The following is a 12679-nucleotide window of genomic DNA, read 5'->3' as shown; positions in this document are numbered from 1 at the left end:
TTTGTGATGTCATTGTACAACAGCAAATTTTTCAAAAGTGATGAAACGCAAATATTTATACCTTATTCTTAGTCCGCTAGTAATTGCAGCGGCATTCTTTGCAGTAAGTGCCCTGCCAGATAAACCAAAGGCAAAACCAATTGACGATAAAAGCATTCTTGCTGTGGAGGTCGAATATGCAAAGCCTCAAACCCTACAAAACAATATTGAGGTTACAGGTAAGCTAAAAGCCAAAGACCGATACGAAATTTATGCAGAGGTAGAAGGACGTTTATTGCCATCTGCAAAAAAGTTTAGAGAAGGAAATTACTACAAGAAAGGGCAAGTTTTACTTCAGATCGATAAGCAAGAACGTTATATGACATTGCTTGCCGACAAAAGTAATTTTATGACAAGCCTTACCGCTATTCTTCCTGACTTGAAAGAAGATTTTAAGGAAAGTTACCTGTCGTGGAATCAGTATTTGAAAGACTTGGATATCAAGAAGTCTTTGAAGGCACTTCCAGAACCAAAAACGGAGAAAGAGAAATATTTTATTGCTGGAAAAGGAATCTATAGTTCGTATTACTCGATCAAATCAGCGGAAGAAAAATTAAGCAAATATACGCTTTATGCCCCTTTCAGTGGATCAATTTCTAAGAGTAATGTAGAGGCAGGGACAGCCGTAAGAGCAGGTCAAGAGTTAGGAGAAATGGTGAATCTTTCATCTTATGAATTAGAAGTAACTGCTCCACTAAAAGATATTGAGCATTTCAAAATTGGAAATGAAGTAAAACTTTTCTCTTCTGAGTTAAAAGGAGAATGGACAGGTAAAGTGATCAGAGTAGGGAATACTTTGGATGCCAATTCTCAAAGTGTGAAAGTATATATCCAGACTTCGGGCAAAAACTTGAAAGAAGGAATGTTCCTAACCGCTCAAGTGAATAGCGAATCGTATGATGAAGCCATTCAAATCCCTCGTAAACTTATTTTCGATAACAATCAGATTTACATCATCAAAGACAGTAAGCTAGCACTACAATCTATTGAAGTGATGGAAACTTTCAAGTCTGATGCAATCGTGAAAGGTGTGCCTGCAAAGTCAGCGGTATTGATGACCAACATCAAGAATCCATACACAGGAATGAAAGTACAAGTCTTGAACGCCCAATAAGCGACTACTCATGAAGAAATTAATATCCTATTTTATCAAATTTCCAGTAGCCGTCAATTTGGTGATGGTACTGACATTGGTGCTAGGATTTATGGCCTCATCCAACATGGTGAGTACATTTTTCCCAAATGCTCCCAAACGCTTCATTTATGTCAATGTAGTTTACCCGGGTTCATCGGCTGAAGAAGTTGAAGAAGGGGTAATTCTTAAGATTGAAGAAGAGCTGAAAGGCTTGGAAGGTCTTGACCAAATCACTTCTTATGCACAAGAAAATGTGGGTAAAATAACACTTGAAATGTTCAAAGGAACGGATATGGACGAGGCGCTTACTCGTGTGAAAAACGTGGTAGAAGGAATTCCATCTTTCCCGACGGGTGTTGAGTCTGTGGTTTCCTCAAAGCACGAAGATGCCAACTTCAGTTTTATGTTTGGTATCACAGGCGATGGTGTTTCTTTGAAATCATTGAAAGAAACCGCTCGAAAAGTGGAGAAAGATCTTCTATCGAAAAAAGGAATCTCTAAAATTGATATTGCAGGTTTTCCAGACGAAGAAATCGCAATCCTTCTTCAAGAAGAGGCTTTAGAAAGCTATAACATGACTTTTGAGGAAGTTGCGATGGCTGTGAAAGGTGCAAACCTCGATATGACAGGGGGTAGTATCAAAGATGGAGAGGAAGAGTTCTTTATTCGTGCAAAAAACAAAGGATATTCATCAGATGAATTAGACCATATCATTATCCGTCAGACTGAAAATGGTGGTGTAATTCGTTTGAAAGATGTTGCAAAAGTAGCCGATCAGTGGGCGGATTCTCCTGCAAGAGCTACGCTGAATGGCAAAAGAGCCGTAACAGTTACGATCAATAATACATTTTCAGAAGATATTTTAGAAACAGCGGAACAGCTTCATGCCTATATCAAAGAATTCAATGCGCAGAATGATGTATTGCATATCGATGTGATTCGTGATCAGTCCGACCTTTTAGATCAGCGTCTTAATCTTTTGATTGACAATGGTGTGATGGGTATTGTGCTTGTATTGATTTTCCTTTCGCTTTTCCTAAATCCAAGAATTGCATTTTGGGTGGCAGTGGGTATTCCATTCTCAATCTTCGGGATGTTTATCCTCATTTCATTCACAAGTGTAACGATCAATATGATTTCGCTTTTCGCCTTGATCGTTGTACTCGGTATTCTGGTAGATGATGCGATTGTTGTAGCTGAGAACATTTATCAGCATTATGAAAAAGGGAAACCAGCCATTCAAGCAGCAATTGACGGTACAATGGAAGTTCTTCCTGCTGTAATTTCAGCGGTATTGACCACCATTGTAGCTTTCTCTACCTTCATTTTCTTGGATGGAACTATGGGAGATTTCTTCAAGGATATGTCTTGGATTGTTGGTCTGATTTTGTTCGTATCACTGATCGAAGGTCTAATCATTCTTCCAGCCCATTTGGCTTTCTCAAAAGCATTTAAGAAAAACGGAAAAGCAGAAGCGAATAAGGTAACCAAGTTTGTCGATAAATACCTTTTCAAATTCAGAGATGGTGTTTACAAACCTGTTCTAGAATTTACGCTAAGAAATAAAGCATTTACGTTCAGTATTGCGACAGCACTGTTCATTTTCTCTATCGGGATGATGGTAAAGAAAGTAGTTCCGGGTACATTCTTCCCATCTATTGAAGGAGATGATATTTCGATTTCATTGGTTATGCCAAACGGTACACAACAAGAAGTGACGGAAAAAGGTGTTCAGCAGATTGAAAGAGCGATTGATCTAGTAAATGAAGATTGGAAAGATGCACAAGTAGACCAAAAAGATATCATCAAGAAGGTGAATATGGTTTATATGGGTTCTGGACATCAAGTTCAGTTCAATCTGACGCTTCTAGGAGCAGAGCAACGTACAGGTTCTACTGCCGAAGTTAGTAATGCTTTACAAGACCATATCGGTAAAATTCCGGGGGCAGAGTCGATCAGTTTTGCTTCATTCTCTCCATTTGGTGATCCTGTAGTGGTTTCACTTCGTGGAGATAATTTAGAAGAGTTGGCTGCCGTGAAAAAGGAGCTTAAACTACGCATGGAAAAAATGCCTGAGCTTCGAAATGTGAAAGATAACAACCCAATTGGTAACCGTGAAATTCATATCGTTCTAAAAGATAAAGCATATCAGCTAGGTTTGACAGAACAACAAGTGATTTCACAAATTCGTCAAGGTTTCTTTGGTTACGAAATTCAACGTATTCAAAGAGGGCAAGATGAGGTGAAAGTTTGGGTACGTTATGAAATGGACAACCGTAACAGTTTCGGGGATTTGGAGAAAATGAAAATCCGTATGGGAAATGGTGCAGCATATCCGTTCTCTGAAATAGCAACCTTTAGTATTGAAGACGGGTACTCATCTATTAACCATATCGATTTCAATCGTGAGATGAAGCTGACTTCTCAGCTAAAAAATCCAGATGATGCACTTCCAGATATTCTGAACAAGATTAAAACGGAATTGCTACCTGATTTGCTAAAAGAACATCCAACCGTTTCTGCTGATTTTGATGGTCAGAAGCGTGAGCAAGAGAAAGTATCGAGTTCTGCGGCTAAAGTGATTCCAATTGTATTCATTCTGATGTTCACGATTGTGGTATTTACACTGCGCTCATTCAGCCAAGCCTTCATTGTTTTTGCACTTATTCCACTAAGTTTCATTTGGGTAGTTCTAGCACACTTCCTACATGGCTTTGCAATTAGTATGATGTCTTTCATGGGTATTATAGCCTTGCTCGGAGTGATGGTGAATGATGCCTTAGTTCTCATCAATGCATTCAACCTCAACTTGAAGGCAGGGATGAGTTTCGACGAAGCACTTACGGATGCCTGTGTTTCTCGTTTCCGACCAATCTTACTAACGACAGTAACGACTGTAGCAGGTATGGGGCCAATGGTTTTCGAGACAAGTTTACAAGCTCAGTTCCTTATCCCGATGGTGATTACCATTTCATACGGTATTGCAGGAGCTACACTTATTACATTGATCATTTTGCCTGTTTGTATCAAAATTTTCAACCAAATCAAGGTGAAAATTCAAGAGATCAAGAGTGGTAAGAAAGTAAATCAAGAATCGGTAGAAGCGGCAATTAAAGAACTAGCATACGACTACGAATATGAAGAAGCTTAAAATTATCTATATATCTTGTTTCCTGCTTTTGGCAGGGAACACTTTTGCCCAAGAGGTAGAGGTCATGACTATTGAAGAGGCGATCCAATTGGCGCTTACAAATAACCATAACCTTAAGGCTGTAGCTGTAAATAAGGAGAAAGCATCGAACAGTGCTACGGCAGGAAATGCAGGTTTACTTCCTTCGGTATCGGCTACGGCAGGAGCGGAGTATAGTAATAACAATACAGAAATTGAATTTATCAGTGCTGGACAACCTTCTGAAGGAGGAGATCCAGGAGATTCAAACTTAGGTTCAAATCGTCAGACGATAAATGGCGCAGCTTCTGATTCCTACAATGCAAATATTCGTATGGATTATGTGCTCTTCAATGGTAATGGCAATCGTTTTACGCTGAAACAACTTCGTGAAAGTGCCACTTTGGAAGAAATCAAATTCAAGCAACAAGTAGAAAATACGGTGCTTCAAGTCGTAGAAGGCTATTATGATATTTCGCGTCAGCAAGAAAATTTGGCTACGGTAAAAGAAACGATAGTAACTTCAAATAAGCGTTTGAATCGTTTGAAAGAACGTTACCTACTCGGACAAGCAAGTAAACTAGAAGTACTAAATGCCGAAGTAGATTTGAATAGCGATAGCACTTCTTACCTACAGTCGGAACAGGCATTTTTTAATGCTGTCAGAAAGTTGAATGTGATTTTAGGAAATGAAGTAAGTGCATCTTATTCGGTTGATCCAAATTTTGAGTTTGTGGGCGGTTTATCAGCAGATGTTATCATTGAAAAGGCAATGACTGAAAACCTTTCAATTTTAGCACAGCACAAGCAAGAGGAAATCTCTGAATTGGATTTGAAGATCACAAAAGCTCAAAAGTCTCCAGAATTTTCAACTTATGCACAATACGGCTACAATCGCATGAATAATGAAGCGAGTCAAGTAGTCTACAATGAGAGTCTTGGATTTACTGCGGGTGTTTCTATGAGATTCAATGTCTTTAACGGACATCAGCAACGCACAAGAGAGCAAAATGCAAAATTGAATGTATTGGCTCAACAAGAAAATACATTACAACTGACCAAAGAATTGGAAAGAGATGTGATGAACGCTTGGTCTGATTACGACTACAAACGCAGAATTGCGGATATGGAGACTAAAAGCATGGAGCAAGCAGAATTGAACTTTAGACAAACAAAAGAACAATACGAGTTGGGGCAAGTAACAAGTATCGATTTCCGTACAGCACAGACAAATCTTCAACTTGCAAAGAACCGTTTGAATGATGCCTTGTATAAAGCTAAAGTAGCAGAATACAGCATCCTTCAGTTGGCTGGGGATTTATTAGATTCGATAGAAGAATAAAGAATAGAAGAAAAGCTTTGTACTTAATGATAACAGACCAATTAGCATTCGGGGATTCTCTGAATGCTAATTCTTATCTTTAAGATGTTACTGATATACTATGAAACAGAAGAATAAGAATTTACTGAGGTTATTTTTTGTGCCCATAACGGTGTTTTGTATCATCCTAATTCCGATGGTGACACTCGCTTTAAGTGGCTTTATTTCTGAAGAAAAAATAAGAATCTTCTTTACGAAAATGTTGCCTTTGATCTTTTCTTCTTCAATCGTTTCGGTATTCTGTTATCATTTTATAGTTAGAAAACTCAACGAAGTTCTCCCATGGAAAAATAACCTTATTGTTAGGGGATTAGTAGATATAGCTGTCGTCATGTTTGTGACCTCAATTGTGTTGAGCATTATGTATATGTCGTTCGGAGAACAAACGTTGGTACAGAAAGTATTGAGTGTACGTAAGATTGGAGTGCCTATAGAAGGACTTTTTGTTTTGCCTTTAGTGGAGCATATTTTGTTTATGGTTGCTACTGAATTTTTGGAAGTAATTGACGAACGAAATGAATTGGAGTTGAATTTAGAACGAATGGAAAAAGCCCAACTCCAAACAAAATATTCAGCTTTAAAAAATCAGTTAGATAACCATTTTCTGTTTAATAATCTTAGTGTACTTTCTTCTCTGATTTATGAAGATGTAGAAAAGTCAGACCGTTTTATTCAAGAATTTGCCAAAGTCTATCGCTATGTCCTTAGCATTAGTGAAGAAATGCTAGTTCCTGTAGAGAAAGAACTCGATTTTATAGAAGCTTACCTTTTCTTGCTCAAAATCCGATTTGAAGAAGGATTTCAAGTACGAAATGATTTAGATGAAGATGTAAGTGAGAAGAAACTCCCACCGCTTTCGTTACAAGTACTAATTGAAAATGCTATCAAACACAATTGTATTTCCAAAAGGCATCCATTACACATTCACATCTACGAAGAAAATGACGAGATCATCGTTACAAACAATTATCAGCCAAGAGATAGACCAGATACAAGGTCAACACATACAGGTTTGAAGAACCTTACAGAGAAATATAAGCTCATATCCGAGAAAGTTCCTAGCTTTGGTGTACAGGAAGAAAATTATGTAGCTGTATTACCTCTTATTGATTCTCATATAAATGTATAAAGTACTGATCGTAGAAGACGAAGCACCGAGTGCAAGAAAGTTGAAAATGCTTTTGGGTAAGCTATCAGATGAGTTTGAAGTCGTAGAACTGCTCGAATCTATTGAAGAATGTGTCGAGTTTTTTGAGACAGGCTCAACGATAGATCTCATCTTTATGGATATTCATCTATCTGATGGGAATAGCTTTGAAATCTTCGAGAAGATGGATATCGAAACCCCGATTATTTTCACTACAGCCTTCGATCAGTATGCGATAAAAGCCTTCAAACAAAATAGCGTAGACTATTTACTCAAGCCAATCAATCTTGGAGAACTAGAAGAAAGCGTAAGTAAATTCAAAAAGCTTTACGGTAAAAGAGATACATCTACAGAAATAGATTACAATTTGCTCGGACAGATTGTAGCCAAGCAAGTTTCTCCCGAAGAATACAAAGAGCGATTTATGGTTAGTTATCGTGATGAACTAAAGTCGATCTCGGTGAATGAAATAGCCTTTGTTTTTGCAGAAAGTAAAGCCGTTTTTATTCAAGTGAAAGATGGCAAATGCTATGATATCAACTATACGATGGATCAAGTGGAGAAAAATCTGAACCCGAAAGATTTCTTCCGAATCAATCGAAAATACATTGTCCATATTTCAGCAATCCAAAGTGTATCGTGGTACTCCAAAACGAAACTAAAGGTTTTTACAGACCCCGAAACACCATCTGAATTATTTGTCCCTGCAGACAAAATGAGCAAATTCAAGGATTGGCTGAATAAGTAATTGTTGTGGAATGTTTGTACTGTTCTTAGAGTAACTCTAAGAATCTATAGAGAAAAAATATCCTCTGTGGTAGGTTTTTATTAAACTACAACAGAAGATATTTCAGTAAATAGGTATTCTTAAAAAGTAAGACTTCCTTCCAAATAAACATCTTCAGCACCTTCTTTTCGAAACTCGAAAACAGCAGACAACTCTTCTTTTTTAGCTATAATAGCTACTTTTCGAGGAATGACAATCGCCTTTTTGAAAACGATTTCAATCGATTTGATGGGCTTCTGATATTCTTTTTCCAAACTAGCAGTAGCCTTGCTCGCAGAACACCAACCATGAATAATCATAGAAGGAAAACCGAATAGTTTAGCCCCTATTTTTGAAGTGTGGATTGGGTTTTTATCACCTGAAATTTCAGCATACTCTTTTCCTGCATTGGCATGAAGAATCCATTGTTTTGAGAAATCTTCGCGAAGGAGAGGTTTAGCTTCAGCTTCTTTTTTCTTTTTCTTCCCTTTACTTTTTCGCTTTGAAAGGTACAGACTTTCAGAATCAGCGATTAATACATTATCTTGGTAAATTTTAACGATAGAAACAGGTAACAGAGAACCTTCTTTCGCTTTGATTTCCATCGTTGTCTCAAGTACAAAAGCTTGATTTGTGTTTGGTTCGGCGTAGTAGTGCATTTTATTTTCTAGATGCACCATTCCCGGAATCGCCAAAGGGAAATCTTGCTCCACCATGAGCTTGATTTGTGCCTTTTGAGCCATCAAATACAAAAAAGGAAGTGGAACTTCTGCTTGTTCAAATCCGAAATAGGCTTTGTAAGCAGACAATTGGAAATCATCAATTTTGGCTTGGTAGCTAGCTGAAAGAAAGACATCTTTCTTGATTTGTTTCTTAGCTGTAAATAATGATTTGAATACGGGAAAAAGTAAGTTTTGGTCGTTTCTTAGTTCTGAGATGTGCGCTGACATAGCTGACATTTTTATTTAGATATGGGCTAAAACTAAGTGATAGCTTGCAGCAATGAAAGAATTCGAATAGAAAAAAGACTTAACTAATTCCCTAAAGAACTGTTATCTTAAGACAACGTTGAAAAATTCATCAACCAATTATATCAAAATGGCAAACTATTATACGCTGAAAATAAAGGAAGTTGTTCAAGAGACTTCAGATACAATAACGATACATTTCAAACAACCTATTTTCAAGAAAGTAAAATATAAGGCAGGGCAATACCTTACGCTTCTTACGCCAATTAATGGTAATACAGAACGCAGAAGTTATTCAATGTCTTCGAATCCCGATACAGACTCCACTGTTGCAATTACAGTGAAAAGAGTTGAGGGTGGACTTGTTTCAAATCATCTAAATGATCAAGTGAAACAAGGTGATTCTTTGGAGATAATGGAGCCAATGGGGAATTTCCTTTTTGAGCCAGATGCAGATGCAACAAGACATGTTGTACTTTTTGGGGCAGGTAGCGGAATCACGCCACTAATGTCTATTCTGAAAAGTGTCTTATATAAAGAACCTAATAGCCGAGTGTCATTGATCTATGGTAGCCGAAATGAGGAAAGTATCATTTTCAAAGCGCAATTAGATAAGTTACAAGCGGAGTTTTCAGATCGTTTTACTTTAGTAAATGTATTGAGTCAACCGTCGGCAGATTGGGGTGGTTATCACGGACGAGTTGATAGCATTAAGACGATTAACATCATGAATCTTCTACCTAAGTTCGACAAGTCATTATACTACTTGTGTGGCCCTGAAGGAATGATGGAGGAAGTACAAAATGGCTTAAAAAGACTGCAAGTAAGTACTTCAGATATTCATTACGAAAGATTTGTAGCTGCTGAAGAGCAAGAGAGTACAGAGGGTGAATTCAAAGATCAAGTAGTTAAGATTAATCTAGATGATGAAATCTATGAAGTGAATGTACCTGCAGGAACTTCAATCTTAGATGCCGCTTTGGATGAAGGTGTTGACCTTCCATATTCTTGTCAAAGTGGTGTTTGTACAGCTTGTATGGGTAGATGTAAAACAGGTGAAATCCATATGCAAGATGGCGGACAAGGATTAACAGATGCCGAAAAAGCGGAAGGTTATGTATTGACTTGTGTGAGTCATCCGCTAGGAGAAGATATCGAGATAGAGTTTGACTGATAAATACATGATTTTGTGAGTCCGAAGACTCTTGCTATCATTACTGAGTTCGTAGATCGCTACGCTAACTCTACGAACAGTAATTACTTTTGGTGATTCACTATCCTTAGAATTAGAGCGAAGCGTTCTAAGGATTAAAAATGAAAGCAAGAGTCTTCTGACTCAATATTAGTCTATTTAGACAAACCCTCTACTTTCGAAAATAAGCACATTTAAATATTGTAAACAGCCCAAACTTCTCTATTTCAATAAAAGTTATAATTTTGCAGAATTATGGAAAAGCAAAGAGGCTCGCTGTCTTTTTGCTTTTCTATTTCAAATATCATTGAAGGGGACCTTTACTCCCTCTAAATAGTAAATTATGACAAAAAAACGTGTAGTAGTCGGAATCTCTGGAGGAGTAGACTCTAGTGTTTCTGCTTACTTGCTACAAAAGCAAGGCTATGAAGTGATCGGTTTATTCATGAAAAACTGGCACGACGAGAGTGTAACAATCAGTAACGAATGTCCTTGGTTGGACGACAGTCGTGATGCTTTGCTAGTTGCTCAGAAATTGGGCATTCCTTTCCAAACCATTGACCTAAGTGCAGAGTACAAAGAGCGTATTGTAGATTATATGTTTGCCGAATACGAGGCAGGACGTACGCCAAATCCTGATGTACTTTGTAACCGCGAAATCAAATTTGATGTATTCTTGGAAGCTGCAATGAAGCTAAAAGCTGATTATGTAGCTACAGGACATTATTGTCGTAGAGCAGAAACTACAGACGAAAATGGCAATACAGTATATCAATTGTTGGCGGGTGTAGATGGCAATAAAGATCAATCTTATTTCTTATGTCAGTTGAACCAAGAGCAACTTTCAAAGGCACTTTTCCCAATTGGTGAATTGACAAAGCCCGAAGTAAGAGAAATTGCTCGTGAACTTGATTTGGTAACAGCTGAGAAGAAGGATTCACAAGGCTTATGTTTTGTTGGTAAAATCAAATTACCAGACTTCTTGAAGCAACAATTACTTCCTAAAACAGGTAAAGTAGTTGAGATTCCAAAAGAAGAAGAGATGTATAACATGGATGCTTCTGCTATCCCGTTTGAGAATGAAGAGCAAAAGTTGAAATTCTTGACAGCTCCTTATTCTTATGACGATGTAGAAGGAATTGTGAAAGGAGATCATCAAGGGGCGCATTTTTATACTATTGGTCAGCGAAAAGGCTTAAATATCGGAGGTACTCCAGAGCCACTTTTCGTGATAGCGACAGATGTAAAGAAAAATATCGTTTATACAGGACAAGGAGGAAATCACCCAGGTTTGCTTCGTCCGGGGCTTTTTGTGGCTAATGACGATGTGCATTGGATTCGTGAAGACTTAGAAATTGAAGTAGGAGAGTCTGTGAGATATATGTCTCGTATTCGTTACCGTCAAGATTTGGTGGGGGCTACAATTTACCGTAAAGAAGATGGTTTGTATATCATTTTTGATGAGCCAGAACGTGGTGTAGCATCAGGTCAGTTTGTGGCTTGGTATGATGGTGATGAACTTATCGGTTCGGGTGTGATTGCCTAACTTCGAATCAAAAATAAATTATCAATCCCTTCTGCTTTATGTAGAAGGGATTTTTTTATTATTCTGCCTACAATACATCAGAGAATTAAGATAACTACATGAGATTTTTTTGAGTTCTGATAAGATGTTTTTGAAGCTATTTCAATTTTATCTAGATATTATTTTGCCTTTATCCTATGAAGCTTTATTCTTCAAAGCTCAACTTTAACCCAACCTAATCAACATGAATACCCTAACTGATTTATTTTCCAAAGAATTATCTGGACTGATGTTTATTGATATCGAAACTGTTCCTTTAGTCTCAGATTTTAATCTGCTTTCTGAAAGAATGCAAGAGCACTGGATAAAGAAAGCTCATCGAGTGATGCCCAATGAGGATTTTGAAATAGAAGATAGTTGGCAAACAAAGGCAGGGATTTATGCTGAATTTGCTAAAGTAGTATGTATTTCTGTTGGGCGTTTTTTCTTAGATGAAGAAGGAGAATGTCGTTTTAAGGTTAAATCATTTATGAATGAAGAAGAAAGCGTTTTACTTCATGAATTTTCCGAAATGCTTCACTTGATCAAGAAAAAAGATTTCAGATTTGTCGGGCATAATATTAAAGAATTTGATTTACCCTTTCTTTGTCGCAGGATGCTTGTACAGCAAGTCGCTATCCCAAAATGTTTGCAGTTAAGTTCTTTTAAACCATGGTCAAATCCGAATATTGATACAATGGAACTATGGAAGTTTGGTGATTATAAATCATTTACTTCATTGGATTTACTTGCGACCATTTTTGATATACCAACAAGCAAAGACGATATCGATGGAACAAAAGTGGCAGAAGTCTATTATAAAGAAAGAAACCTTGACCGAATTACGCAGTATTGTGCAAAGGATGTTGTTCTTACTGCCAAAGTGTTTTTAAGACTAAAATGCTTTCCACCATTATTTGATGAGGAAATCGTTATACTCTAACTTTTATTCATTATATTTTCAGAAACGATCACAGAAAACAAAACGAAGACTAACATGCATATTTGGGATAAATTGAAAGAGCGTTGGGAAGTAAAAAGTGGCTGGCAGGTATTACTCATTCTAATCACTTTTGCTTGTACAGGCTTTTCAATTCTTGAAGTCAAAAAGTGGATTTATGGACTCATCGGTTTTCCTACAGATGCTTCCGTATGGCTAAAAATCTTAGGCTTTATTTTTATTGTTTTCCCAATTTATCAAATCGTACTCTTGTTCTACGGGACTATTTTTGGGCAGTTTAAGTTCTTTTGGAACTTTGAGAAAAAGATGGTTTACCGTATGATTGGTCGTAAACCTCCTAAGAAAGAGGATTAATTA

10 protein-coding genes are annotated in these 12679 nt (G+C 37.3%); 9 read left to right on the top strand and 1 reads right to left on the bottom strand.

Annotated features, from left to right (window positions below):
* Positions 1–40 precede the first annotated feature (40 nt).
* The 5 genes from BC781_RS17180 (at position 41) to BC781_RS17160 (ending at position 7619) form a co-directional block, all read left to right on the top strand.
* Positions 41–1153, top strand: coding sequence for an efflux RND transporter periplasmic adaptor subunit (locus tag BC781_RS17180; RefSeq protein ID WP_109620054.1), 1113 nt, complete (start codon positions 41–43; stop codon positions 1151–1153).
* 10 nt (positions 1154–1163) lie between these two features.
* Positions 1164–4325: an efflux RND transporter permease subunit gene (locus BC781_RS17175; protein WP_109620052.1), complete on the top strand. Its 3162-nt coding sequence runs from the start codon at positions 1164–1166 to the stop codon at positions 4323–4325.
* Positions 4312–5685, top strand: coding sequence for a TolC family protein (locus BC781_RS17170; RefSeq protein ID WP_109620050.1), 1374 nt, complete (start codon positions 4312–4314; stop codon positions 5683–5685). Before BC781_RS17175 ends, BC781_RS17170 begins: the two co-directional genes overlap by 14 nt.
* A 100-nt stretch (positions 5686–5785) precedes the next feature.
* Positions 5786–6853: a sensor histidine kinase gene (locus tag BC781_RS17165; RefSeq protein ID WP_109620048.1), complete on the top strand. Its 1068-nt coding sequence runs from the start codon at positions 5786–5788 to the stop codon at positions 6851–6853.
* Positions 6846–7619 (top strand): LytR/AlgR family response regulator transcription factor, encoded by a 774-nt coding sequence (locus BC781_RS17160; RefSeq protein WP_109620046.1) that lies wholly within the window; start codon positions 6846–6848, stop codon positions 7617–7619. The genes BC781_RS17165 and BC781_RS17160 overlap by 8 nt, the downstream gene beginning before the upstream one ends.
* A gap of 119 nt (positions 7620–7738) precedes the next feature.
* Here the strand turns inward: BC781_RS17160 and BC781_RS17155 are convergent, their stop codons facing one another.
* On the bottom strand, positions 7739–8587 hold the full coding sequence (locus BC781_RS17155) for a MaoC/PaaZ C-terminal domain-containing protein (protein ID WP_158281510.1): 849 nt from the start codon (positions 8585–8587) through the stop codon (positions 7739–7741).
* A gap of 148 nt (positions 8588–8735) precedes the next feature.
* Between BC781_RS17155 and BC781_RS17150 the strand changes: the two genes are divergently transcribed.
* The 4 genes from BC781_RS17150 to BC781_RS17135 all read left to right on the top strand — a co-directional run bounded on the left by BC781_RS17150 (position 8736) and on the right by BC781_RS17135 (position 12676).
* Positions 8736–9779: a ferredoxin--NADP reductase gene (locus BC781_RS17150; RefSeq protein ID WP_109620041.1), complete on the top strand. Its 1044-nt coding sequence runs from the start codon at positions 8736–8738 to the stop codon at positions 9777–9779.
* A 358-nt stretch (positions 9780–10137) separates the two neighbouring features.
* Positions 10138–11343 (top strand): tRNA 2-thiouridine(34) synthase MnmA, encoded by a 1206-nt coding sequence (gene mnmA / locus BC781_RS17145; protein WP_211323865.1) that lies wholly within the window; start codon positions 10138–10140, stop codon positions 11341–11343.
* 223 nt (positions 11344–11566) lie between these two features.
* Positions 11567–12304, top strand: coding sequence for a 3'-5' exonuclease (locus BC781_RS17140; protein ID WP_109620037.1), 738 nt, complete (start codon positions 11567–11569; stop codon positions 12302–12304).
* 54 nt (positions 12305–12358) lie between these two features.
* Positions 12359–12676, top strand: a complete 318-nt coding sequence (locus tag BC781_RS17135) for a DUF6787 family protein (RefSeq protein WP_109620035.1) — start codon at positions 12359–12361, stop codon at positions 12674–12676.
* Positions 12677–12679 lie beyond the last annotated feature (3 nt).

This window comes from Sediminitomix flava, assembly GCF_003149185.1.
Lineage (GTDB): Bacteria > Bacteroidota > Bacteroidia > Cytophagales > Flammeovirgaceae > Sediminitomix > Sediminitomix flava.
The sequence above is the reverse complement of the archived record's forward strand: the minus strand, read 5'-3'. Positions and strand labels throughout refer to the sequence as shown.

Bases quoted from the DNA above. Each gene is read 5' to 3' on its own strand.
- BC781_RS17155 (WP_158281510.1), bottom strand. From the start codon at position 8,587: ATGTCAGCGCACATCTCAGAACTAAGAAACGACCAAAACTTACTTTTT.
- BC781_RS17170 (WP_109620050.1), top strand. From the start codon at position 4,312: ATGAAGAAGCTTAAAATTATCTATATATCTTGTTTCCTGCTTTTGGCA.
- BC781_RS17140 (WP_109620037.1), top strand. From the start codon at position 11,567: ATGAATACCCTAACTGATTTATTTTCCAAAGAATTATCTGGACTGATG.
- BC781_RS17175 (WP_109620052.1), top strand. From the start codon at position 1,164: ATGAAGAAATTAATATCCTATTTTATCAAATTTCCAGTAGCCGTCAAT.
- BC781_RS17160 (WP_109620046.1), top strand. From the start codon at position 6,846: ATGTATAAAGTACTGATCGTAGAAGACGAAGCACCGAGTGCAAGAAAG.
- BC781_RS17165 (WP_109620048.1), top strand. From the start codon at position 5,786: ATGAAACAGAAGAATAAGAATTTACTGAGGTTATTTTTTGTGCCCATA.
- BC781_RS17180 (WP_109620054.1), top strand. From the start codon at position 41: ATGAAACGCAAATATTTATACCTTATTCTTAGTCCGCTAGTAATTGCA.
- BC781_RS17150 (WP_109620041.1), top strand. From the start codon at position 8,736: ATGGCAAACTATTATACGCTGAAAATAAAGGAAGTTGTTCAAGAGACT.
- BC781_RS17135 (WP_109620035.1), top strand. From the start codon at position 12,359: ATGCATATTTGGGATAAATTGAAAGAGCGTTGGGAAGTAAAAAGTGGC.